This window comes from Arcobacter sp. s6 (assembly GCF_040884245.1).
Taxonomy (GTDB): Bacteria; Campylobacterota; Campylobacteria; order Campylobacterales; family Arcobacteraceae; genus Aliarcobacter.
In genome coordinates, this window is sequence record NZ_JBEVTN010000009.1 from 20,525 (window position 1) to 44,178 (window position 23,654).

At 28.1% G+C, this 23,654-nt stretch carries 33 protein-coding genes and 1 pseudogene; 21 read left to right on the forward strand and 13 right to left on the reverse strand.

Annotation, left to right across the window (positions count from 1 at the left end; genetic code table 11):
* Positions 1 to 63: 63 nt before the first annotated feature.
* The 7 genes from ABVS04_RS06650 to nifB form a co-directional block, all read right to left on the reverse strand.
* Positions 64 to 399, reverse strand: a complete 336-nt coding sequence (locus ABVS04_RS06650) for a nitrogen fixation protein NifQ (RefSeq protein WP_368029887.1) — start codon at positions 397 to 399, stop codon at positions 64 to 66.
* A 9-nt stretch (positions 400 to 408) separates the two neighbouring features.
* Positions 409 to 1,404 carry a leucine-rich repeat domain-containing protein gene (locus tag ABVS04_RS06655; RefSeq protein WP_368029888.1) on the reverse strand — a complete coding sequence of 332 codons (996 nt, stop codon included), beginning with the start codon at positions 1,402 to 1,404 and terminating at the stop codon, positions 409 to 411.
* A gap of 11 nt (positions 1,405 to 1,415) precedes the next feature.
* Positions 1,416 to 1,664: a hypothetical protein gene (locus ABVS04_RS06660; protein WP_368029889.1), complete on the reverse strand. Its 249-nt coding sequence runs from the start codon at positions 1,662 to 1,664 to the stop codon at positions 1,416 to 1,418.
* A gap of 6 nt (positions 1,665 to 1,670) precedes the next feature.
* Positions 1,671 to 1,877, reverse strand: coding sequence for a CCE_0567 family metalloprotein (locus tag ABVS04_RS06665; protein ID WP_368029890.1), 207 nt, complete (start codon positions 1,875 to 1,877; stop codon positions 1,671 to 1,673).
* 11 nt (positions 1,878 to 1,888) lie between these two features.
* A complete protein-coding gene (locus ABVS04_RS06670) occupies positions 1,889 to 2,695 on the reverse strand; it encodes a hypothetical protein (protein WP_368029891.1) in 807 nt (268 codons plus the stop codon).
* Positions 2,677 to 3,789, reverse strand: a complete 1,113-nt coding sequence (gene nifV, locus ABVS04_RS06675) for a homocitrate synthase (RefSeq protein WP_368029892.1) — start codon at positions 3,787 to 3,789, stop codon at positions 2,677 to 2,679. The genes ABVS04_RS06670 and nifV overlap by 19 nt, the downstream gene beginning before the upstream one ends.
* Positions 3,790 to 4,022: 233 nt before the next feature.
* Positions 4,023 to 5,471, reverse strand: a complete 1,449-nt coding sequence (gene nifB, locus ABVS04_RS06680; protein WP_368029893.1) for a nitrogenase cofactor biosynthesis protein NifB — start codon at positions 5,469 to 5,471, stop codon at positions 4,023 to 4,025.
* Between the two features lie 105 nt (positions 5,472 to 5,576).
* Here nifB and ABVS04_RS06685 point away from each other — a divergent pair, with 105 nt between their 5' ends.
* Positions 5,577 to 5,762: a hypothetical protein gene (locus ABVS04_RS06685; RefSeq protein ID WP_368029894.1), complete on the forward strand. Its 186-nt coding sequence runs from the start codon at positions 5,577 to 5,579 to the stop codon at positions 5,760 to 5,762.
* Between the two features lie 9 nt (positions 5,763 to 5,771).
* On the opposite strand, the gene ABVS04_RS06690 is transcribed toward ABVS04_RS06685, so the two are convergent.
* The gene (locus ABVS04_RS06690; RefSeq protein WP_368029895.1) at positions 5,772 to 6,950 is read right to left on the reverse strand and encodes a YbfB/YjiJ family MFS transporter; all 1,179 of its coding nucleotides are present in this window, start codon (positions 6,948 to 6,950) and stop codon (positions 5,772 to 5,774) included.
* A gap of 98 nt (positions 6,951 to 7,048) precedes the next feature.
* Here ABVS04_RS06690 and ABVS04_RS06695 point away from each other — a divergent pair, with 98 nt between their 5' ends.
* Positions 7,049 to 7,876, forward strand: coding sequence for a LysR family transcriptional regulator (locus ABVS04_RS06695; protein ID WP_368029896.1), 828 nt, complete (start codon positions 7,049 to 7,051; stop codon positions 7,874 to 7,876).
* Between the two features lie 72 nt (positions 7,877 to 7,948).
* Here the strand turns inward: ABVS04_RS06695 and ABVS04_RS06700 are convergent, their stop codons facing one another.
* Genes ABVS04_RS06700 through ABVS04_RS06715 form a run of 4 tightly spaced genes read right to left on the reverse strand, consistent with a single transcriptional unit; the run spans position 7,949 to position 10,909 of the window.
* Positions 7,949 to 9,187 carry an FprA family A-type flavoprotein gene (locus tag ABVS04_RS06700; RefSeq protein WP_368029897.1) on the reverse strand — a complete coding sequence of 413 codons (1,239 nt, stop codon included), beginning with the start codon at positions 9,185 to 9,187 and terminating at the stop codon, positions 7,949 to 7,951.
* Positions 9,177 to 9,542, reverse strand: a complete 366-nt coding sequence (locus ABVS04_RS06705; protein WP_368029898.1) for a NifB/NifX family molybdenum-iron cluster-binding protein — start codon at positions 9,540 to 9,542, stop codon at positions 9,177 to 9,179. Before ABVS04_RS06705 ends, ABVS04_RS06700 begins: the two co-directional genes overlap by 11 nt.
* Positions 9,539 to 10,510 carry a NifU family protein gene (locus ABVS04_RS06710; protein ID WP_368029899.1) on the reverse strand — a complete coding sequence of 324 codons (972 nt, stop codon included), beginning with the start codon at positions 10,508 to 10,510 and terminating at the stop codon, positions 9,539 to 9,541. The genes ABVS04_RS06705 and ABVS04_RS06710 overlap by 4 nt, the downstream gene beginning before the upstream one ends.
* A 9-nt stretch (positions 10,511 to 10,519) precedes the next feature.
* Complete coding sequence (locus ABVS04_RS06715) at positions 10,520 to 10,909, reverse strand: NifB/NifX family molybdenum-iron cluster-binding protein (protein ID WP_368029900.1); 390 nt, start codon at positions 10,907 to 10,909, stop codon at positions 10,520 to 10,522.
* 90 nt (positions 10,910 to 10,999) lie between these two features.
* Here ABVS04_RS06715 and ABVS04_RS06720 point away from each other — a divergent pair, with 90 nt between their 5' ends.
* From ABVS04_RS06720 to ABVS04_RS06795, 16 genes and pseudogenes are all read left to right on the forward strand, one after another.
* Positions 11,000 to 12,379, forward strand: coding sequence for a nitrogenase component 1 (locus tag ABVS04_RS06720; RefSeq protein WP_368029901.1), 1,380 nt, complete (start codon positions 11,000 to 11,002; stop codon positions 12,377 to 12,379).
* Positions 12,367 to 12,681 (forward strand): annotated as a pseudogene (gene cowN, locus ABVS04_RS06725) (N(2)-fixation sustaining protein CowN). Before ABVS04_RS06720 ends, cowN begins: the two are co-directional and overlap by 13 nt.
* Positions 12,682 to 12,769: 88 nt before the next feature.
* The gene (locus ABVS04_RS06730; RefSeq protein ID WP_368029902.1) at positions 12,770 to 13,237 is read left to right on the forward strand and encodes an FHA domain-containing protein; all 468 of its coding nucleotides are present in this window, start codon (positions 12,770 to 12,772) and stop codon (positions 13,235 to 13,237) included.
* A 61-nt stretch (positions 13,238 to 13,298) separates the two neighbouring features.
* Positions 13,299 to 14,594 carry a nitrogenase iron-molybdenum cofactor biosynthesis protein NifN gene (gene nifN, locus ABVS04_RS06735; RefSeq protein WP_368029903.1) on the forward strand — a complete coding sequence of 432 codons (1,296 nt, stop codon included), beginning with the start codon at positions 13,299 to 13,301 and terminating at the stop codon, positions 14,592 to 14,594.
* The gene (locus tag ABVS04_RS06740) at positions 14,584 to 14,961 is read left to right on the forward strand and encodes a hypothetical protein (protein WP_368029904.1); all 378 of its coding nucleotides are present in this window, start codon (positions 14,584 to 14,586) and stop codon (positions 14,959 to 14,961) included. The genes nifN and ABVS04_RS06740 overlap by 11 nt, the downstream gene beginning before the upstream one ends.
* A gap of 1 nt (position 14,962) precedes the next feature.
* Positions 14,963 to 15,484 (forward strand): hypothetical protein, encoded by a 522-nt coding sequence (locus ABVS04_RS06745; RefSeq protein ID WP_368029905.1) that lies wholly within the window; start codon positions 14,963 to 14,965, stop codon positions 15,482 to 15,484.
* Between the two features lie 2 nt (positions 15,485 to 15,486).
* Complete coding sequence (locus tag ABVS04_RS06750) at positions 15,487 to 15,930, forward strand: ankyrin repeat domain-containing protein (RefSeq protein ID WP_368029906.1); 444 nt, start codon at positions 15,487 to 15,489, stop codon at positions 15,928 to 15,930.
* Positions 15,914 to 17,167 (forward strand): SagB family peptide dehydrogenase, encoded by a 1,254-nt coding sequence (locus ABVS04_RS06755; protein WP_368029907.1) that lies wholly within the window; start codon positions 15,914 to 15,916, stop codon positions 17,165 to 17,167. Before ABVS04_RS06750 ends, ABVS04_RS06755 begins: the two co-directional genes overlap by 17 nt.
* 65 nt (positions 17,168 to 17,232) lie before the next feature.
* A complete protein-coding gene (gene nifX / locus ABVS04_RS06760) occupies positions 17,233 to 17,628 on the forward strand; it encodes a nitrogen fixation protein NifX (protein ID WP_368029908.1) in 396 nt (131 codons plus the stop codon).
* Complete coding sequence (locus ABVS04_RS06765; protein ID WP_368029910.1) at positions 17,628 to 18,059, forward strand: NifX-associated nitrogen fixation protein; 432 nt, start codon at positions 17,628 to 17,630, stop codon at positions 18,057 to 18,059. The genes nifX and ABVS04_RS06765 overlap by 1 nt, the downstream gene beginning before the upstream one ends.
* 12 nt (positions 18,060 to 18,071) lie before the next feature.
* Positions 18,072 to 18,587, forward strand: coding sequence for a flavodoxin (locus ABVS04_RS06770; RefSeq protein WP_368029911.1), 516 nt, complete (start codon positions 18,072 to 18,074; stop codon positions 18,585 to 18,587).
* 12 nt (positions 18,588 to 18,599) lie between these two features.
* The gene (locus ABVS04_RS06775; protein WP_368029912.1) at positions 18,600 to 18,941 is read left to right on the forward strand and encodes a nitrogenase-stabilizing/protective protein NifW; all 342 of its coding nucleotides are present in this window, start codon (positions 18,600 to 18,602) and stop codon (positions 18,939 to 18,941) included.
* Positions 18,931 to 19,323: a nitrogen fixation protein NifZ gene (locus ABVS04_RS06780; protein ID WP_368029913.1), complete on the forward strand. Its 393-nt coding sequence runs from the start codon at positions 18,931 to 18,933 to the stop codon at positions 19,321 to 19,323. The genes ABVS04_RS06775 and ABVS04_RS06780 overlap by 11 nt, the downstream gene beginning before the upstream one ends.
* Positions 19,324 to 19,421: 98 nt before the next feature.
* Positions 19,422 to 19,766: a hypothetical protein gene (locus tag ABVS04_RS06785; protein WP_368029914.1), complete on the forward strand. Its 345-nt coding sequence runs from the start codon at positions 19,422 to 19,424 to the stop codon at positions 19,764 to 19,766.
* Between the two features lie 9 nt (positions 19,767 to 19,775).
* Positions 19,776 to 20,072 carry a 2Fe-2S iron-sulfur cluster-binding protein gene (locus ABVS04_RS06790; protein WP_368029915.1) on the forward strand — a complete coding sequence of 99 codons (297 nt, stop codon included), beginning with the start codon at positions 19,776 to 19,778 and terminating at the stop codon, positions 20,070 to 20,072.
* A gap of 30 nt (positions 20,073 to 20,102) precedes the next feature.
* Positions 20,103 to 21,374 (forward strand): RNA polymerase factor sigma-54, encoded by a 1,272-nt coding sequence (locus tag ABVS04_RS06795; protein WP_368029916.1) that lies wholly within the window; start codon positions 20,103 to 20,105, stop codon positions 21,372 to 21,374.
* Between the two features lie 41 nt (positions 21,375 to 21,415).
* Here the strand turns inward: ABVS04_RS06795 and ABVS04_RS06800 are convergent, their stop codons facing one another.
* Positions 21,416 to 21,586: a hypothetical protein gene (locus ABVS04_RS06800; RefSeq protein WP_368029917.1), complete on the reverse strand. Its 171-nt coding sequence runs from the start codon at positions 21,584 to 21,586 to the stop codon at positions 21,416 to 21,418.
* Positions 21,587 to 21,819: 233 nt separating this feature from the next.
* Between ABVS04_RS06800 and ABVS04_RS06805 the strand changes: the two genes are divergently transcribed.
* From ABVS04_RS06805 to ABVS04_RS06815, 3 genes are all read left to right on the forward strand, one after another.
* On the forward strand, positions 21,820 to 22,458 hold the full coding sequence (locus tag ABVS04_RS06805) for a hypothetical protein (RefSeq protein WP_368029918.1): 639 nt from the start codon (positions 21,820 to 21,822) through the stop codon (positions 22,456 to 22,458).
* Positions 22,455 to 23,342: a nucleotidyl transferase AbiEii/AbiGii toxin family protein gene (locus tag ABVS04_RS06810; protein ID WP_368029919.1), complete on the forward strand. Its 888-nt coding sequence runs from the start codon at positions 22,455 to 22,457 to the stop codon at positions 23,340 to 23,342. Before ABVS04_RS06805 ends, ABVS04_RS06810 begins: the two co-directional genes overlap by 4 nt.
* A 168-nt stretch (positions 23,343 to 23,510) precedes the next feature.
* A complete protein-coding gene (locus ABVS04_RS06815; protein ID WP_368029920.1) occupies positions 23,511 to 23,654 on the forward strand; it encodes a hypothetical protein in 144 nt (47 codons plus the stop codon).

Genomic DNA, 23,654 nt, shown 5'->3' on the forward strand with positions numbered 1-23,654 from the left:
AACATAAAACAATAAGTACTTCAAAAGAGAGCAAAATAATTAGATCTTTTTTTCTTTTTAACATTACAACTCCTTTCTTTGAGGATTTAAAGAACAATTAAAGCAATTAGAAATGTCTAAGCAAGTAGCACAAGCAGGAGCTGTTTTTCCTATACAATCATAAAGATATTTTTTCCATCTAATTGCTTCAGGTTTTAATATTGCTAAAGAGCTGAAATGCTTACTCATTAACTCTCCCATCTCTTTTCTACTTTTTAAACCTAAATCAGAATATAAATGACCCAATTGCAAAGAAGTTTTTGCAATTAAGGGAGCTAAGTGATTTTTTGAAAAATCATCATTAGCATGTTCTTGGAGTAGTTTTAAAACTAAACTTTCCATTACAGATAAATCTCTCATAATAATCTCCTATCTAACATCACAAAAATCAAGAGCAAGAGAACTTGGTCTTTTTAAACCATTATTATTTGCTATAAATAGATTTTTTAAATTTTTTAAATTATCTATAGAATCAGGCAAAGAATCAAGTTGATTATCTTCCACATCTAACTCTTGTAATTTATATAAATTGCCAATTAACTCAGGTAAATATTCCAAATGATTAGAACTAACTGATAAATCAGTCAGATTTTTTAAATCACAAATCTCTGAAGGCAAAGCAATCAAAAGATTATTATCTAAAAACAATATTTTTAAATCTTCTAATTTACTGATATCAAAATCTAAAGACTTAAGTGAATTATCGCTCAAATCAAGTTTAATAAGCATATCATGTGATTCTAAAGATGGTAATTCTCTTAAACTATTTCCCTCTAAAATTAACGTTTGTAACTCTTTAATCTTAGATAAAGAAGGTGGAAGTTCAGTTAAATGATTAAAAGATAAGTCTAAATAATATAACTGTTGCATTTGACCAAAAACATCAGGTAGTTCATCTAATTCATTGGTTTCTAAAGATAGATATAAAAGTTTTGATAAATTTTTAAAGTCTTCATCTAAATATTCAATTCTATTTGCTGCAATAGTCAACCTAGTAAGTGATTTTAAATTATAAAACTCTTTTGGTAACTTCTTTATTCTATTTACATTTAGGTTTAAAATCATCAAATTTGAAAGATTTCCAATTGTTGAAGGAAGATCTTCAATCAAATTATTTTCACATTGTAAATTTCTTAATTTTTTTAACTCTCCAATAGCTTTTGGTAACTTTCTAATTCGATTATTTGATAGTTTTAATACTGTTAGATTTTTCATTACTCTTATTGATTCAGGTAAGTCTTTTAGATTTCTTTTTGATAAGTCTAAATGAGTTAATAATTCTAAATCATCTTCAAAAACTGACATAATTGGTGTTAAACCATTTGCTCTAATCCATTTTACAAAATTATCAATATCTGCACTCATGACAAACCCTTTTAATCATTATCATTTAATCTATCATTTTTAGCATCAATTAAAAATGCTATTTCTTGATAATCTATTTCACCAAAATCAACCATATTAAAAAGTGCCATCAAAGGCCTTCTACAACATGTTTGATTACAACCGGTTACTAGTTTTTTTGCTTTTTTGTATGGCAAATCTGTCTTTTTAAATATTTCAATTGCTTGTGATACAGTTACCTCACCACATTCGCAAATTTGTTTTTCTTTTAAATTTTCCATGATAAACTACTTTAGATATGGATGTTTCTCTTGAAACGCAATAACTTCTTTCATGGCAGTGTTTATATCTTCACCTAATTTGGGTAATTTCACATAATCAGTCCAAATAGTATCTTCAACAATATCATGAACAACACCCGCTAACTCAACTACTTTTCTTTTATACTTTGCCAACTCTTTTTTTAACTCTTTTTCTTCTTCATGTGATACCATCTTTAACTCCTTTATATCCCATATAGGTTTTCAAGCCTAATATTAGGTTTTTCATTCAAATACATAAGTTTAAAATCCCCATTGATTTCAAACTTATAACTTTGATAAAGATCTACTATTTCTTTTTCTTGTATAGGTGCAAAGCCATAAATTTTTTTTAATCCTCTATAATATAAAACACCTCGTAAAAGCTTTTCCGCATCCAAAAATGCTTCGTTTGCCATAATCCAAGGAGATATTTTTATATATCTTTTATTTACTACATAAGAGTGTAGAAATCCATAATCTGTTGATAATTTCAATGAATTTGAAAATACACAATCTTGTTTTAAATAACTTTCTCTATTTGAATAAAAAGCTTTCTTATCAAGCTTCCTTGAAACTTCATCATAATGTTCACCACTAACTTGCTTTGCTGTTGAATTTGAAAAATTAAAAGCAACTGCTTGTCCTGAATGCATAAATCTATACATATCACAATAAGTAAGAAAAGATAATTCTTCTAAATCTTTTGAATATTTTTCTTCAATTAAAATCAAAACATTTTCACCTGAAATATTTTTTAATAAAAGAGATACCAATCTTTTTAGAATATCTTTTCCATCATCAACAACATTTAATACATTTATATATACATGTGTATCAAAAGCATATGCACTTATAACTCCTACTATTTTTGAGTTTTTATAGGCTGCAAAACAATACTGCGGAAAAGCATGATATGTTTTTTTTAAAAGTTCAAAATCAAATAGAGTATTACTTCTTTCTATTTCATCTAAACAATCTTCAAAACCGTTTTTTAAATATCCAATGAACATAGGTATAACTCTCTTAATTCGTTTGTACTTAAAACTTTTTTCCTATTAGTTACAATCTCTCTGATTTGTGGAAGAATTTTTTGTACAATATTTATATTAGGTTCTATTCCAACAGCTTTTAAATGATAAATCAGAGTTGAACTTCCTGAGTGTTTTCCAATAGGAAAAGTTCTTTTCAATCCAACTTCATCAGGAGTAAAAGGCTCATAAGCTTGATTTGATTTCATCATTCCATTTACATGAATTCCTGATTCATGGGAAAATATATCTCTACCAATAATCGGAAAATTTGTACCAATTCTTCTATGTGAAGCAGCACTTACTTTTTTAATAAGTGATTTTAATGCTTTCGAATTTATTTGAACATCTTTTCCTAGTAATCTCAAAGACATTAATACCTGTTCAAAAGAAGCATTTCCCGCTCTTTCTCCAATACCAATAACTGTAGTATTAGCACTAAATGCACCTGCTTCATATCCTGCAATTGCATTTGCAGTAGCCATTCCAAAGTCATTGTGTGTGTGCATTTCTATATCTAAAAGATTTAAAGAACTTAAATCTTTGATATTCTCATATGTTTTATGAGGAGTTAAAATACCCACTGTATCACAATATCTAAATCTATTTGCACCAAGTTCTTTTCCCAATGTCATAACTTCTTTTAAAAAGTCATTGTTCGCGCGACTTGAATCTTCACCACCGATGCAAACAAATAGATTCTCTTTTTTAGCATGTAAAATCACTTCTTCTAATTGTTTTAGAAGTTTTGTTTTATTTCCACCAAATTTAATATCTATTAAAATATCAGATACAGGAATAGATAAATCAACTGCTTTTAATCCACACTTTAATGAAGCTTCTAAATCACCCATAGTTGCACGATTCCAACTCATTATTTGAATAGGTAAATTAAGTGCAAGAATCTCTTTTAAATCATCTTGCTCTTTTTTTCCCATGGCAGGAATTCCCACTTCAAGTTCATTGGCACCAGCCTCATATAAAAGTTGTGCAATTTGTAACTTCTCTTTTAAGTTAAAAGCTACATATGGTGTTTGTTCACCATCTCGTAAAGTTGTATCATTAATAATTGACATAGACTAACCTTTAATCTTGATATTAGTATTTATGCAAATAGTGTTCCGAAGTGAGAGCTTAAGAAAAGAATTTAGAAAAAAAATATATATCTATAATATGGAGTAACATAAATTATATAAGAAGCTATAAATTTAAAACTTCAAGAAAAATATTTAATAATTGAAAGTTTAAATGAATTAGATAAAGATATTGAAGAAATTTGGATTAAAGAATCTGAAAAAAGAGTTAAGGATTACCCTAACTCTTTTTCAGATTTCTCTTCATTTGAATAAAAATATTTTTTAACAGCTGCAAAAACTGATTTTTCAATTGGTTCAAGTGCGTAAGAATCGTCACAAATCAAGTTTATTGATTTTAATTCATCCATTGGGCATCCACCGATTTTTTCAGTTAATAATAAATCCACATCTTTTAGAGTGTTTTTAATATCTTCAATTGGATAAGAACCATCACAATCCTCAGGTCCTTTACAATATGGATTTTCTACTTTTCTATGCATTACAAATTTGATTGCTTTATCACCAGCTTCATAGATTAAGAACTCTTTCGCATTACCAAAGTGTAAGTTAATAGTTCCCTCACCAGCTGTTGTAACTGCTACAAGTTTAGTCTCACCTGTTGAACTCAATTGCTCTTTGCTAGCTTGTGCAATTTTTACTTTTTCATTTGCAACTTCAAGAGCTGCTCTCCAGTTTTCAATTACTTGATGTTTTTGTGCACGTGCTGCAATATCGTATTTTTTAGTTAATGAATCCCAGTCCATTTTTACAAAACTATCTTTTGTAAATTCGTCCCCTCTATCTTCACCGATTAATCCAACAGCATCAGCTCGACACTGTCTACAGTGAGACATAAGTTTCATATCCATTCCACATGCTTCTTGAGCTGCCATAACTTCTTGATCTGTTGCACTTGGAGTTCCTGCTAATCCAAACTTTGTTCCAAACTCTTCTTTTGATAAAAGTGGCATAATATTATGTAAAAATACACCTAATTCTTTTAGTTTTTTAGCAACATTTGGTAAATCTTTGTCATTTATTCCAGGAATTAAAACAGAGTTTGCTTTTACTAAAATCCCTCTATCCGTTAACATCTTGATACCTTCAAGTTGTCTTCTTAATAGAAGTTTTGCAGCTTCTTTACCAAATATCTTTTTATGTTCCCAATGAACCCAAGGATATATTTGAGAACCAATTTCTCCTGTTTCATCAACAGTATTAATAGTAACTGTAACGTGATCTACATTGTATTTAACTATTTCATCTATATATTTTGGTAGCATTAATCCATTTGTAGATAAACACATTTTTAAATCAGGTGCTTTTTCATAAAGCATTTTAAATGTTTTAAAAGTTTTTTCTGGATTTGCTAATGCATCTCCAGGTCCAGCAATTCCAACAACTGTTAATTGTTGAATTTCCCCTCCAACATATAAAATCTTCTTAACTGCTTCTTCAGGTTTTAATTTACCACTAGTAACACCTGGACGACTCTCATTTGAACAATCATATTTTCTATTACAATAGTTACACTGAATATTACAAGCAGGAGCAACAGCAACATGGATTCTTGCATAGTGTTGGTGAGCACCTTCACTATAACAAGGATGATTATTAATCTTTGCCATTACCTCTTCTTGTATTGATTCTTGAGAACTACTTGAAGTACACGAACAACTCATAGATAACTCCTTATATATTTTCAATTACTTATGCACAATGTGTTCCATACAAAAGCTAGGAATAAAAAATGCATAAGAAACTTCATATAAAATAAGGATCATAAAATGAAAGTTCAAGAAGAGATAAAAAAAGAGTTATTAAAAGAAATTTATGGAAATATTGATAATATTTATGATTTCATAGATGCAAGGTATAAGCTTGATAAACCTTGCAACGATGGTGTTATAAAAAAACTAAATGAGCTAAAAGATGTTATATATAAAGTTTCAAGTCTTAGTGATTTAGCCTAGGCTAAATATTTATATTTTATGTGTTTCAAACTTTTTAGCAAATAAAAGTAGAACAACTCCGCCAAAAACGATGAATGCTGTTAAATATAATGCATAGTCATAATTACCAAATTTATCAATTAAATATACACTATAAAGTGGAGCAATAACTTGTCCTATTCCATATGAAGTTGTCAAAGCTCCCATTAAAACAACTGGGTTTGATTTTGCAAGTTGCCCACCAAGATTCATAAAAAGAGCAACAAGTCCCACAAATGTTCCTCCAAAAAACACACCACTTAGTAGGTTTAAATATAAATTGCTGGTCATAGTTGGTATTAAAATTCCCACTGTTTGAATAAGTAATGCAATTATAATAATATTTACACTTCCATATTTATGAGCTAATCTCATCCAAATAATACAAGAAGGAATTCCTGCAAGTCCAACTATTGTCCAAGTTATATTTCCAAATCCTTCAAGTCCAGGAAGTTTATTGATAATATCAGGTAAAAATGTTCCTTGAACAACAAAGCCAACACCCTCTGTGAAATAAACCATAATAAGTAATATAACAAAAAAAGTAAATATTGATTTATCAAAGCCATGTTTTACAACATTTTGTTTTACTTTTTTATCAAAAGACAAAACATAAACAGAATAAAGTGATAATACAAATGCAAAAATAGATAAAACTAACCATGAATCTTGCCAAGAACCACCTGAACTTAAAACATATCGATTTATTAAATCAGTTGTTAAAATAGAAAAACCAATACCAGAGAAGTGGATACCCATAGCTTTTGTTTTGCTTTCCATTTGTAATTTTGTCATAACAATAGCAGATCCAACTACAAAAGTCATAGCACCTGCAAATCCTGCGAGAATTCGAGCTATAATCCAAACAGTATCATTTGAATTTAAAGCTAATGCTAGTGTTGAAGATATTGCTAAAACAACACCAATTCTAAATAAAAACACCTTTTGATTTATATCTTTTATGAATATAGATAAAAGTGATCCACTTAAGTAACCTGCAAAATTCAATGATGCAAGAATACCTGCAAAGGTAATATCTAAATGATTTACTAACATACTTGGAATTAGTGAAGTAAAGGCAAATCTAGCAACTCCAAGGCCTATAATAATTGCAAATATTCCTGCTATTATGATGCTTAAATTGTCATTTCTATCAAATAATCTATTCATTCTAAAACCTATTTTATAATTAAATTACGTTATAATATCACTAATAGTTATCAAGTGTCAAATAACCAATAATGATATGTGATATAAGGAAAGATGATATGGATTTAAATTTATTAAAAGTTTTTGTAAGTGTTGCAAATAAAAAAAGTATTTCACTTGCTTCAAATGAACTAAAATGTGCCCAATCAAATGTAACTTCAAGAATAAAACAACTTGAAAAAATAATGGAATTAAACTTATTTCACAGAGTTCCAAAGGGTGTGATTTTAACTGAACATGGAGAGAGGTTTTATCCAAAAGCCATAGAAATAATTCATAAAATGGAAGATGCTATTTTTTCGCTAAAAGATGAAGAGAAAATAGGGCAGTTAAAAGTAGGTTCTACAGAGTGTAATGCGGTTGTTAGAATTTCTCCTTTTTTAATAAAACTTCATGAAGATTTTCCACAAATGCAACTTGAACTTTTTACAGGAACTACAAAAAGTGTAACTGAACAAATTTTGGATTACCAAGTTGATATTGCATTTATAAGTGGTGAGCCTAAAAGTGATAAACTAATGGTTTTAAGAAAAATAGAAGAGGAAATAGCAATACTAGAACCAACTATCTCAAATGTTCCAAATGTAACTCTAACTTTTAAAGAGGGTTGCGTTTATGATGAATTTTTAAAAGATTATTATGAAGAAAAAGGTATTTATGTAGAAAAGAGTCTATCTTTTGGAAGTTTAGAAACTATTCTATCCTGTGTAAAAGTAGGAATGGGAAAAACATTGCTTCCTATGAGTATAGTTAAAAAAATGGGTTATGATAAAGATATAAAGATTACAGTTTTAGATAAAAAAGAAGCGAATATCCCAACTTGTTTGGTTTGTAGAAAGGATTATATTCCTTCTATTTCTGAGTACTTGAAGAAACTTGAACTATAAAAATTAATAAGCGATGAGTACCGTTTTAGTTAAACCCCTGTAAAAGTTTTATACTCATCGGTAATTAATTTTTTAATTCATATCAATTTCAATCATTTTACCATTTACAATTTCTGCAAACTCTCTACCGAAATTATAGCAGTTTTTTAATTCATCCTTGGTTGGAATGAGTCTTATTTTCATAGATTCCATAGGAGGGACTCTAAAATGTAACGATTTCATCCTATCAAGTATCATTTTTGGTGCTTCTCCACTCCAACCATAAGATCCAAAGGAGTGACCAGTTTTACCTTTTTTCTCTAAATACATCATACAAGAGAGTAAATCCCAAACTGGTTTTGGTGCATCTGCATTGATTGTTGGTGTTCCTATTAGAATTCCATCACTCTCTTCAAGAATATTTATCATATTTTGCTCTTCAATGGAAGCTAGGTCATAAAGACTAGCTCTAATTGTCTTTACACTTTCAGCTCCATCAAAAATAGCTTCTGCCATATCTCGTGTATTTTTATAGCTAGTTAGATAAAAAATAGAGATGATTTTATTATTTGAGCTAATATTATCAGGTCTATCTAAACTCCATTTTCTATAAAGTTCAATATATTTATATGGTTTTTCTCTAATAATAGGTCCATGTAAAGTGGCAATTATAGAAATATCTAATTTGTCATAGAGTTTTAAAGCACTTAAAACATAAGATTTAAAAGGTCTCATTATATGGTCATAATAGTATTTAAAGGCATAAGAGAAATCACCAACTAAATCATCAAATAATCTTTTATCATAATAATGGCTACCAAAAACATCTCCACTAAATAAAAGTGAATCTTCTACCACATAAGAGCTCATCGTTTCAGGCCAGTGTAAATATGGAGTTGTTAAAAACTTAATTGTTTTATTACCCAAAGTTAGACTTTTATTTGTCCATACAGATTCAAAGTCAATATCATCTTTATCTGTAATTGCTTTTAACATAGGTGTTGCTTGTGGTGAAATTAAAACTTTTGCTTGAGGAGCACGTTTGATTAATTCAGGTATTGCACCTGCATGATCTGGTTCTAAGTGGTGACATAATACATATTTTATCTCATCATAGGAGCAAAGTTGTTCAATTTTTGAAAAAAATTCTTGTTGAAACTCTACTTTTACAGTATCTACAATAATCACGCCTTCAGTGGTTTTAATTAAATATGCATTATATGAAGAACCATTTGCTGTTTTCATTATAATATCAAAAGTTCTAATATCAGGATCAAAGGCCCCAATAAAAAAAATATTATCTACAATTTCTATAGGTTTATTATGATTCATTTTCAAGTAACCTTCTCATCCAAATTGGAGGATTAGATCTCATTTTTATCAATTGATTTAAAATATCCTCAATCTTTTCATTTTCCCTACTTGATTGCATTGGAAATATTTTACAAGATTGAACCATTCGTGAAGCTTTTGGACCAATTTGTTGAACATATAAAATATCACTATCTTCTAAACACTCTATTTTATAAGTTAATTTTTCTATTTCATCATCAATTTCTAAAGAGGAATCAACAGATTTCACGAAATTGTAATCATCTTCAATTATCTCATAAATATAAAACTCTTTACACCATCCAAAGTGTTGATTTACATAAATATTATCCTTTGAAGCAAATGCAATTTTCATAATACATAAATCCTCACTTTTTTATCTATTACTTGCTCAATTGTATTTCTAATCATTTCATAGGTTCCAGTTGAAGCAATAGAACAGCCAACACAAGCACCTTGATATGCAAGTTTTAACTCTATTTCAGGACTATTTGCATAATCAATTAAAAGTAAATTTCCACCATCTTTTTTTAAAATAGGTCTTATAAATCTTTCAAGGGCATCATTTATAATTTCAAGTTGATCTTCAAAACTTTTTTGTCTAAAAGATATATTTAATTGGGTATCTTCTATTAAAGGTTTATCCACTCCGGTTAATTGTACAGTAGCCATAACATGACCACCAAGCGCAGCCTTCAACATACAAGAAAATCCTTCTTTAACACCATCAAGATTTGTTCTATCTTTTAATAAAATCAAAGCCAATCTAAAAGCTGCTTGAATATGATTTTTATTTACTGCTCGTCTATAATAATCAATTGCCTTAGAAATATCCTCTTCAACACCAATTTTTGTTTGATACATTAAAGCTAGATTAAAATTTGCAGAATTATTATCATAAGAACTTGCATTTTCAAACCACTCTTTTGCCTTTGTATAATCTTTTTCTACCCCTTCACCTTTTAAGTACATTAAGCCTAAATTTGCCATTGCCTGATCATTTTTACTTTTAGCTTCTTCTAGCCAAATATCATGTGCTTTTTTAAAATCTTTATTTTTATATGCCTCAAGGGCCGCTCTATGTTCCATAAATCTTATTCCTTCTTTTGGATTTGGAAGTGGTTTATTTAATTCTAGTTGCTTTTTAATATACTCTTTTAGATACTCTTTAGCTAATAAAATAGCTTCATCATAATCTTCACTTGATGCTTTTATATCAAAATCAATATATTGCACCAAATAAGCATCTCCTATTTCATTTTCCCCAGAATAAATCTCTATTGGGTAATCCAAACTAAGATAATAATCCAAATCTTTATTCATAATTTTTACCTATTTTATTTTTTTACAAAAACAACTGATACTTGTAGTTCCTGAATCTAAAAGTGCTGAACAATTTGATTTTGTAACTTCTTTATATCTATTTCCTAAAAACTGTAAATAAATTTCATCAATACTCAAGTAATTCTTAACACAACTATAAACTTTTAATCCATTTTCATGTAAAAAATTATATACACCTTCTCCCATATGATAAAAAATTGTACTATCAACTTTTTGCTCTGAAATAAACTTTGCAGTTTCTATACCATCACCACAACCCTTATTTTCAACAACTTTAAAAGTTCCAGTTTCTTCATTTAATAATGCAAAATATGGAGAGTTACCATATAAATCTGAAATAACCGTTGATTCATTTTTGGCAAGAGGTATTGCTATCATTTTTAACTCCTAAAAAATTCATTAAGAACTATAATTTATAATGAAAAATACAATGCAAAAACTATTCCATAGAAGTTTATGGAACATAAATTGCAAGTTATATTTAAAATCCAAAATAAAGAGTTCGTCATGGTAAATAAAAAACTAATTCGTGAATTATTAAGTGAAAGTGCATGTACTCATAATAAAACAAAGAAATCATCATGTGATAAGCCAAAACCAGGAGCAACAAGTGGAGGATGTGCCTTTGAAGGTGCTCAAATTGCACTTTTCCCTTTTGCTGATGTTATTCATTTGGTTCATTCCCCTGCTACTTGTATTGGCGCTTCATGGGAAACAAGGCAAACTCTTACTTCCTATCAAGGAGTTAATAACACTGTAATGGGATATACAACAGATGTTAATACAAATGATGTAATTTTTGGTGGAGATAAAAAACTTGAAGAATCTATTGAATATATAATAGAACATAAAAATCCAAAAGGTATATTTGTATATGAAACTTGTGTAACTGCAATGATTGGAGATGATATGGATAGTGTTTGCTCAAGAATGCAAGAAAAACACAAACTTCCTATTGTTATTATTCACTCTCCTGGCTTTGTAGGTGGAAAAAATCTAGGTTCAAGACTTGGTGGAGAATCAGTTTTACATCAATTAATTGGAACAAAAGAGCCTGAAACTATTCATCCTTTTGGAATAAATTTAATAGGAGAATATAATGTAACGGGAGATATGTGGCAATACACACCACTTTTAGAAAAAATAGGAATAAAAATAATTTCAACACTAGCAGGTGATGGAAGAATTGAAAATATTCAAATGGCTCATAGGGCAAAATTAAATGTAATAGTTTGTGCAAAATCACTTATAAGCTTAACTAGAAAAATGCAAGAAGAGTATGAGATACCATATATTTCTATCTCATTTTATGGAAGAAGAGATACTTCAAATGCAATAAGAAGTATAGTAAATGCCTTTGGAGATAAGGATTTAAGTGAAAGAGCGGAAGTTTTAATACAAGAAGAAGAAGCAAAATTAGAACTAGCTTTAATCCCTTATAAAAAAGTATTAGAAGGTAAAAAAGCTATCTTAAATACAGGTGGAAATAAAACTTGGTCAATAGCATCTGCACTTCAAGATATTGGAATAGATGTGGTTGCCACCTCTGTAAAAAAAGCAACATTAGAAGATAAAGAAATTTGCGCTCAATATGTAAAAATACTAATGGAAGATCCAAGCGAACAATCAAAACTAATAGATGAACACAATATTGATATTCTTCTTGCAGGTGGAAGAAGTTTATATACAGCAATAAAGAAAAAAGTAGCATTTGTAGATGTAAATCAAGAAAAGAAAGTAAGCTATGGTGCATATGCTGGACTTGTAAATCTAGCAATTGATGTATGCAATGCAGTTAATAATAAAGTATTTAAAGTAGTAGGGAGTCCTGAACCATGGGGAAATTAGAAGAACAAGTAAGAGATAGATATATATCATTTGAAAATATAGATTGTTACAAAGATGCTGCAAATGTGTTGGATGCTATGTATGAATTGTTTGAGCAAATTCCCAAATCAAAAGATAAATTTTAGATGAGATTTGATTCTTTTATTCCAGAAAATTATCATGAGATTTTGGCAAAAGAAAATGAAAAAGATATTTTATATCATATTTGCTCAAATGTTTTTTATATCTCAGATTTATTTGATGAATATGAGTTTGAAAAAGGTATTAAACTACTTGAAGATATTGAATATGATTGTTGTTAATTTAAAATAATCTTTATGCAACTTTGTATGTAATATGTTCTCTTATTATTTTAGTATAATATATAAATAATAAAAGTGGAGTTATATAATGATTATGTCAAGAAGTGAACTAATAAAATCTTTTCTTCCAAATGCGGTATTAATACCAATAACATCTGAAGCTGAAAAAAGTATTTTAGATATGCAAACAATTAACAAGTTAGTGCCTATGTTTGAATTTCCATTTAAAGTAGGTAGAGAATCAAGGATGTCTGAAAATGATAGAGGTTTATTTGTAAAGTTAAGAATATTAAATAATGTCTCAAAACCAAACAATGATATATATTTAGTAAATAATACTGAAAGTTTAGAAATATCAAAAGAGCATTTCCAAATAGAAAAAAAAGATGATATTTATTTAATAAAAGATAGAAATAGTACCCTAGGTACAAAACTAAATGATAAAGAAATAGGAAAAGATAATGCAAATAAATCTTATATCCTAGAGGACAAAGATATTATAAAAATAGGCTCAAGTGATTCTAAATATGAATTCCAATTTTTAATCCTCAAATAACTATTACTTAACAGCTTGGAATAGTTCTTGCATAGTTTCCTAAAATACTTTAGGAAATACTATGGAAGCTATAAGTAAAAAACCCCTACAACTAAATCCTATAAAACTTTCTCAACCTATGGGAGCTATGCTTTGCTTTTTGGGTATTAAAAATTGTATGCCTTTAATGCATGGTGCTCAAGGATGTGCATCTTTTACAAAAGTATTCTTCACTAGACATTTTAATGATCCTATTGCTATTCAAACCACAGCTGTAAATGATATTACAGCTGTTATTGATGGTGGTGACTATGCTATTAGTGAGAGTATTAAAAATATTACTGCAAAAGTAAAACCTGATTTAGTAGGGCTTTTTACTACAGGACTTACAGAAACAAAAGGTGATGACATAAAAGGGGCTAGTTCTTTAGTAAAAGATATTCAACAAATGGTTTATGTAAATACTCCTGATTTTGAAGGATCAATAGAAAGTGGTTTTGCAAAATCAGTTGAAGCTATAATCGAACAACTAGTTGAGCGTTCAAGTGAACTTGATTCCAATAAAGCCTTAATAATTCCAAATGTAAATATAAAACCAATAGAAGTAGAAAAAATCAAAGATACCATTGCACTTTTTGGTTATGAAGTATTTTCTCTTCCTGATATTAGCGAATCACTTGATGGTCACTTAGGATTAAAACAAGGTGCTTTAACAAGTGGTGGAATAAGCGTTGAAGATATAAAAAAACTTGCTAACTCTTCACTTGTTATAACTATTGGAAAAAGTGTTCAAAAATGTGGAGATAAAATACTTGAAAAAAATGCAAATATAAATCTTTTTCATTTTGATAGCTTAGGAGGATTAGAAGATAGTGATAAGTTTTTTAAACGATTATGTTCTTTAAAAAATATCTCTCAACCACATCCTTCAATTGTACGATGGAGAAAAAGATTACAAGATGCTCTTCTTGATACTCATTTTGCAATTGGAAGCTCAAAAGTTGTAATTGCACTTGAACCTGATCAAGCTTTAAGTGTTGCTCACACAATCATAGAAGCAGGCGCTACTATTAAAGCAATTGTAACAACTCATCGAAATGATTTATTAGATTCTATAGAGTGTGAAAATCTTTTAGTTGGTGATTTTGAAGATGTGGAATCATTCTTGCATGAGAGTGATATAGTAATATCAAATTTTCATGCAGAAAGACTTGCTATTAATCATAAAAAAGCCTTGTTATTAAGAGGTTTTCCTGATTTTGAAGGATTAGGAAATCAACTTAAAAATGATCTTCTATATGAAGGTAGTTCTTATTTATTATTTGAATTGGCAAATTTGATAAATCACCATAAACTAGGAGCTAGTCATGAGCATTAATCCAACATTTCAAATGGTAACCTTTTCAACAATCAAGATGTTAAATGAATCAACAAAATTAATAGGTTTACCAAAGTTAAAAGGTCAAGTAATAATAACTCTTCCAAATATTTTAGAATTTAATGATAAGTTAAAAGAGAGTATTAATATTTCTAAAAATGAAATTGAAAGTTTTGTTATTACATCTAGCAAACATGAAGATATAGAAAAAATCATAAATAAATATACTTTAAGTGCATCTTTAATTTCAAATGATTTTAAATCATTCGCAAAAACATTTAATCTAAGAGATGAACAAAACAATCTAATCAAATCATTAATAATGATTAATAAAGATTGCCAAATAATACACAAGGAAATTTTATAAAATGCAAGTTACATATAAAAACATTAGCTATACTTTAGGTAAAAAAGATAGAGTAATTGAAACTGAAGCACCAGCTGTTAGAATAAAAATGGCAAATAATGAGGTAAAAGTAATAGGATTAATGGCACCTGCTATTCAAGTAATGATTACTTTAAATGACATAAGCATGTATTCAAGCAAAATACATGAAGTAATAAATTCTACAAAAAGAAATATTTATGCATATATTATAACAACAAGCAATGATGAACAAATAGAAGATTTAGTAGAAAATCTCGCTTTAAATAAAGGTTTTATATCAAATGAATTTAAAGATTTTTCTCTTAAATTTGGAGTAAATATTAATGATTCAATGATTGTAAATTCTATTTTTGTAATAGATAAAGAGGGTGTTATAAAATATAAAGAAATTCCAGCAGATTTAGATGATGATTTCAATATTGAACAATTTAGTATTTCTTTAAATGAAGTTGTAAACTTCAAACCAAAGGGTCACACACACGAAAATTGGATGGGAGTTTAAACATGACTTTGCAACTAAAAGAGTGGTTGAGTTTAAATGAATACTCACAAGATGATTTAAATAGTGTTGGAAAATATGGAAATTCTGCAATTATGAAAGCCTGTAGAGAAGCTAATATTTTTATTGTTAATGAATTAATATCTTTAAATGTTGATTTAAATGTGAAAAATGTAGATGGAAATTCTGCTTTATGGAATGCATGTTTTGGGAACTCTTATGAGTGTTTTGAAGCCCTTGTAAAAGCAGGAATTGATATAGATTCACAAAATGTGAATAATGTTACTTCACTAATGTATTGTGCAAGTGCTGGAAAAGATGATTTTGTAGAACTTCTTTTAAATTATAATGCAGAAACTAATCTAGTGAGTTTAGATGGTTTTAAAGCAATAGATTTAGCAGTTACTCCAAAAATTGTGAAGTTATTAAAAAATGCAAAAGCTGCATGATAAAACAGATATTAATGCAAAAAAACATTTAACTGCTTCAACTTTTATAGATTATAGGACTCAACCAAGAGCCTATAAAAAATATCCTCACTTCTTTTTATCTTTTAATATTGAAGATTATAAAGAGTTGGGATTTCTTAGTAATATTGGGAAAATCACAGATACTAAAACCTACGGAAAAGAATCAATTCATCTAAGAGCAAATCCCAGTGCTGGAGGTTTGTATCCAAATGAAGTATATATTCAACTAAGAAGTGTAAAAGGATTGGTATCTGGGATTTATCACTATATGCCCCTTGAAAATAAAATTACTTTAATCCATGAACTAAGTAATGATGGTCTTGAATACTATTTTAAAGAAAAAAATCAAAAAAAGTTTATATTTCTATTGTCAAATGCATATTTTAGATCTTCTTGGAAATATGAAAAAAGAGCAATAAGATATCTTCTTTTAGATACAGGTCATTTATTAGGTTCTATTTTTGCTGCTTTAAAGCTTGATAATATACCTTTTAACATTGATTTTAATTTTGATAAAGAGAGTTTAAATAGTGATTTCTCTTTTGATAACTTTGAGAGCTTTTATGTGGCTGTTTCTTGTGAAGAGTATAAGAGCATAGAAGTAAAAAAACTAAGAACTCCCATAGTAAATGTATGCGCTTGTGACTACCAAGTAAAAGATGAGTTTATTGAAGAGTTTTATAAAAATAGTTTAAAAGATGATTTTTCTATTATTTCAAATATAAATCTATTAAATGATTTAGAAAAAAATACTCTTCAAGAAGCTATAAATAAAAGAAGATCAATTCGAGCTTTTAAAAATGAAGCAATAAACAAAGAAGATTTTTTATTTATTACAAAAGATATTTTTGAATTTGCTAGTAAATATGATTTGGAAATATATTTTATTAACAACAATATTAACAATATGAAAAAAGGTCTTTACAAAAATGTAATGCTACAAAAAGAGGGTGATTTTAAAGATACAGCAACAAAACTAGCACTTAATCAAAAACTAGCAGGACAAAGTGCTTTTACTCTTTTTTTTACTGCTTCTAAAAGTAAAAATTATTTTTATTTATATATTTTAAGTGGATTTATTTCACAAATTTTATATTTAAGAACTAGCACTTTAAATCTAACAGCAAGTGGAATTGGTGCATATTTTGATGATAGCTGTAAAGATTTTTTTGAAACTTCCAATAATATTTTTTATCTTTTTGCAATAGGAAAATAGTTTTTTCTTTTTTGTGGAACACTAATTGCATATAGACAGATATATATAAACTTTTAGGATAAAACATGAAAAGTATTAAAATAAAATCAAACGGTTCTACAGCTGGGAATATAAGAGTTGCTTTTGCAACAAGTGATTTAGAAAATATTGATTCACATTTTGGAAGTGCTAAACAATTTGCTGTTTATGAGATTAGTAAGGAGGCTACAACTGTTTGCGAGATTATTAAAATAGATACAAAAGATACTGATTTAACTGTTGAGTTATTAAAAGGTATTGATATTGTTTATTTTACAAATATTGGAGCAATTGCAGCTGCAAAAATCATAAACAATGGAATTTTTCCTATTAAATACAAAGAAACAGTTTCAATAGAAGAAGAAATCAAAAAATTAACTGTAATGTTAAATACAAATCCACCTCCTTTTATTAAAAAAATAATTGAAAAAAAGGCTGCATAATGGAAGCAAAAGAACTATTTATTCAAACTCTTATTGGTCAAGTAAGAGCTTTAGATCAATTTGGAACTTGGACAAATAAAAGTAATGAAGAGTTATTAGTTGAAAAATATATTAAAACAAAAGAGGATTTGAAAAATATTCCTATTATTGATGATATTGATGAAATGCAAATCAAAGATATTAGACTTATTTTTCAAGCAGTTGCTTTGGCATTTGAAAAGATAACAGGAGTGATGGCTTCTGTTGTAATGGAAATGAGTCATGAAGGATTTGGAAGAGTTGTTGTATTTGCAGGGAAAATTGTACTTTGTGAAAAATTCTTCAAAGATGCTCATAGATACTCTTTTAGAGAATATTCAAAGCTTGAAGAAGAGGGTGAGAAATTTCTTCTAAATGCCCAAGAAACTTATAACAAATATAAAAACGTATAAGAGGAATAGCTTATGGCAAATATAGGAATATTTTGTGGAACAGCAGGTGGAACATCTATGATTATAGCAGATGCATTAGCAAAAGAGTTTGATGTAGATGAAGTAATAAATATGGAAGAAGATTTTGATGATATTGACCAACTTCTTAGTTATGACATTTTATTTTTAGGAAGTTCAACTTGGGGACAAGGTGATGTACATCACTCTTGGGTAGATGTTGTTTTAGAAATCGAATCAGATGATATTGATTTTTCAGGCAAAACAATTGCTTTATTTGGTGCAGGAGATTGCGTAAAACATGGGGAACATTTTGGTTCTGCCTTAGGAAAACTTTACAAAACTTTTAAAAATGCAAATGCAGAAGTTGTTGGTTTTTTCCCTATTGATGGATACAAATATGATTCCTCCCTTGCACAACAAGGTGATAAATTTTGTGGATTGGTAATTGATCAACACAATGAAAAAGAGAAAACAGATGAACGAATAGAAAAATGGATTGATTCTTTAAAAGATGAATTAAATCTATAAAAAGGAGAAAAAATGCAAACAGTAAATGATTTTTATAAATTAAGAGATACAGAAGATTTCTTTGATTTTTTTGGTCTTGAATTTGACCAAAAACTTATAAATATAAAAAGATTTCATATGATGAAAGAGTATGGAACTTTAATAAAAAAAGGGCTTGAATCAATTGCTGATGAAAACAAACTTTTAGAATTTCTAAAATTCTCACTACTTAGAGTTTATGGCGATTATAAAACAGGTCATGCACCAAGTGCAGCAGATGTTTGGAATATGTATGAAACAGGAAAACTAGAGGGTTGTTCATCTTGCGGTACAGCAACGACAGGAACAACACAAGGGGGAAGCTGTGGGTGTTAATCATAAAGAAATAGTAGATGCAGATACAGTTTTGCACGATAGCGTAACAGCATCAAGATCAGGAAAAGATGAGGATGAAGCAAAATTTGGAATAGGTCAAAAAGTACAACTTCTTGAAGATATAAAAAATGATGGAACATATCCCCATGCACCAATTGGAACCATAATGGTTCAAAAAGGTGCTATTGGATACATCAAGTCTATTGGTGAATTTTTACAAGTAATTAGAGTTTATGAAGTTCATTTCTTAGATTTAAATGCATTGATTGAAGTAGTGGGTTGTAGGGAGCATGAACTACTTGCAATGGAAGATTATAGAGATGAAGTAAAAGAAGAGTTAGAGTTTATGAGAAAACATAGGGAGAAATACTATTCAAAATAGTATGAATTACTCAAGTCAAATGAAAGGTTTTAAAGAATCCTCTCACTTGGCTTGGTAATTATGTTAACACAAGTCTATAAAAAAGGTAGGAGGAAAATATGGCAAAAGTAATTTTTATGCATTTTGATGCACAAACAGATGGTGTATATGATTCAAAGATAGGAGAACCTATTGTTCGATTAGCTAAGGAAAAAAATGTACCTATTCCATTTTCTGAAAATGGTGATTATTCTAAGTGTTTGATTAGTGTTGAAAACTTAAGTAATGAAGAACCAACGAGTTATATGGAAGATGAAGAGTTAGATATTTTAGTAAAACTTGGTGCAATTAGCTCTAAAGAAGCTGAACAATGTCAACAATTTACAATCAGTCCAAAAATAAGAATAGCTCCAATGATGTTAATCAAAGGTGATATCTTAGTTAAACCATTTAAATTAAAATAAGGAAAAAAAATGACAACTAGAGTAGAAATCGTAAATGACTTTTTAGCAATAAATGTAAAACCAGGAAGTACAATTCAAGATGTAGTTGAAGCATCAGGTTCAGCACTACCATTTGGTTGTAGAGATGGTCAATGTGGAACTTGTCTTGTGTCAATTGAGCAAGGTATGGAATTTATTTCAGATATCAATGATAAAGAGAAAAAAGTTATCGCAGAAGCTGGGGCTGGTATGAATACTGAGAAATCAAGATTATCATGTCAAATGAAGATAGTTAAACCTAACGGTGTAATTAGAATTAAGTATTAAAAAATATACTAAAGGAAAGTCCAAATTCTTTTGAATTTGGGCAAAATAAAAATCATGGCACAAGCATTTTCAATATCAACTGCTCAAAAGCAAAATTTAAATTTATCATTAAAGTTGTGGCTACCAATGCTACAAACATCAATCCAAGATTTAGAATCGTACCTAACAAACTTATCTTATGAGAATCCATTTTTGGAAGTAAAAAAATCAAAAGATTTTTTTACAAACTTCACATCAAATGGAATAAGTGGAGAATTTGTTGAGTCTTTAGCTTTATATTCTACATCACTAAATGATAAACTAAGTGATCAAATTGAAGATGAAACACTCTTTCCAACACCCAATTCAAAAAAAGTTGCACTTGAAATATTGTGTGATATAAATGAAAATGGTTATTTTGATGGAGATATAGATAAAATTGCACAAACTTGCAATGTATATAAAGAGTATGTTGAATCAATCAGACAAAGATTTTCAAGACTAGAACCAAGTGGTGTAGGAGCGTTGGACCTTGAAGAGTCATTTTTATTTCAATTAGATACCTTTGATAGAAAAATTGATGACGAATTATACAATTTCACTAAAAAAATCATAAAAGATATTATACATATTGATAAATATGCAGCACATCATAGATTTAATGATGCAAAAGATATTATAAAATATTTTAACAATCCGCCTGCTATTGATTATATTAATGATAATGTTCAGGTTATTCCTGATTTTTTTATTGAAATTGGTGATGATATTGATATAAAAATTAATAATGCATACTATCCTGATATAAAAGTTAAAAATCCATTTAATACTAAAAATGAGAATATAAAAGAAAAACTAAAAGAAGCAAAAGATTTAGTAAATTTATTAAGTTTAAGAAAATCCACCCTTTACAAAATTGTATTAATAATTGTAGAAAAACAAATATCATTTTTTGTTGGAGGAGAATTAAAACCTTTTTCTATGCAAGAAATTGCAAATGAACTTGGTTTTGCAGAATCTACAATTAGTAGAGCTGTTGCTAATAAATATGTAGAATGTAATTTAGGAATATTTCCATTAAAATATTTCTTCTCAAATGCTGTTGATAAGGATTTATCATCATCACAAATAAAAAGTTATATAAAAAGTTTAGTGGAATATGAAGAAAAAGAAACTCCATTAACTGATGAATCTATTTTAGAATTTATAGAAACAAAGTTCGGCCTAAAAATGGTTAGAAGAACCATAACAAAATACAGAAAAATGCTAGATATCCCCTCTTCAAAAGAGAGAAAAAAACTCTACAAGGTAGAAAATCTATAATCAAAGAGTTTAAGCGAAAGCTTTAGATTGAGAAAAAAACTCTACAAAGTAGAAAATTTATAATCAAAAAGTTTTAAAGGTAAAGCATAGAATTTAAATCTTTTTGGTGAGTTTTCTAAATTTGTTAGATTTCCTATAATTACCATATTGTTTGATAAAACTATATGATGAATAGAAAAAGACTCATCTTCAAATTTATCAATTGAAATCATATCAAGACCTATACCTTTTAATTGAAACTCTCTAGTTTTACCTTTTTTTATAAGCTTATTGAACTTTTTATTTTAACTTAGATATTTGATATTCTAAGTATGAATTAATGTTGCCACTCCACAATCTAAATTTAATATTAATTACACAATAAAAAGCTATTATTTCTTAATATAAATCTCAATAAACTGGATTATCTATATAATATAATAAATATTATGCTAGAATAACTCTTATGAAAACAATAGAATTAAAAAATGCTTTACCATTAAGTATCATTTCCCATGAAATGATATATTCACTGCTTGAGAAATCAATTAGTAATGTAAATGAGAAAATATCAAATCTTGTAAGAAATAAAGAATTAATAAGATTAAAAAAAGGATTTTATACTTTTTCTAAACCTTATCAAACAAAACCAATTAATTTAATTAGTGTTGCAAATACTTTATACTCTCCATCTTATGTATCATTTGATTATGCTTTAAGTTATTATGGAATGATACCAGAAAGAGTTAGTGAAGTAACATCAGCTACAAGTAAGAATGAAAAACTGTTTGATACTCCTATTGGAAGATTTAGTTATAAAAAAGTAAGCCTTGAAGCATATTCTTTAGGAATTGATTGGATTTATGATGATGTTGATGGAGGTAGATTTATTGCAACTTCTGAAAAAGCACTATGTGATAAAATAAAATATGATAGAGGTATTGGTACTTTAACACAAACTTCAATGATTGAATATCTAAAATATGATTTAAGAATTGATATTACTACACCTTTAAATTATGAACTTATAGAAATAATTGCAAGTGCATATAAATCAAGAAATCTAAAAACATTGGCAACAATAGTAAAAAAAGGAAAATTATGACTCACCCAGCACTTTTGAAAATGTTAGAAAAATACGATTTATCAAACTCGAATAGTAGTTTTGATGCATTAAGAGAAATTCTTCAAGAAATTGTATTGCTTGGACTTTATGATGCTGGATTTTTTAAACATGCTGCTTTTTATGAAGGAACTGCTTTACGAATTTTACATAAGCTTCCTAGATTTTCTGAAGATTTAGATTTTTCACTTCTTGAATCAAATCCAAGTTTTGATTTGAAACCTTTTCAAGATGCAATTGTTGATACTTTAAAATCATTTGGATTTGATATAACAATAGAAATAAAAGAAAAGAATTCAAATAGTGCAATAGCGTCTGCATTTGTAAAAGGAAATACTATAGAACATTTGCTTAATATAAATGCTACAAAAGATATTACTAGAGCTATTAATAAAGATAAAATAGTAAAAATAAAATTAGAAGTAGATACAAATCCTCCATTACATTTTGAAACACAAAATGTTATTAGATTAACACCTAGACCATTTTCTATAAATGCATTTACATTACCATCTTTATATGCAGGTAAAATGCATGCGATTTTATGTCGAGCATGGACGACAAGACCAAAAGGAAGAGATTGGTATGACTTAATTTGGTATATAGCAAATGATGTAGAACTTGATTCTATTCATTTGAAATCAAGATTATCTCAAAGTTGTAAATACTTAGAATCTAATGATATAAAAATACCTGATACTCTTAGCAAAGAAAACATAAAAGAATTATTGTTACAAAGAATAGAAGCCCTAGATGTAGAAAAAGCAAAAAATGATGTTAAGCCTTTTATAAAAGATATTAAAGAAATTGAACTTTGGTCAAAAGAGTTTTTTATAGCTGTAATTGAAAATATGAAAGTTAGATAAAGAAGTTATGAAAACAGAAATTGAAACTGCAAGCAATGGTTATATTATAACAATCCCGTCAGAATATGAGGATAGCATTGAAAAAAAATTGTAATTCAAGAATTTGAATATGACTACAATGATGGTAAAAAAGAAGAGTTTGAATGTTTTCGTGATTTAGTATCAAATTTGCAAGAAATTTTTGGTCTGAATAACTCTAAACATAATTCTGTTGGATATATCAATGATATTTGTTCAGAAGATAAAAGGTGGGATTTTCAAGAACAAATAAAACAATCTTTAAAAAATCCAAAAAATGATTTGGGTGATTAG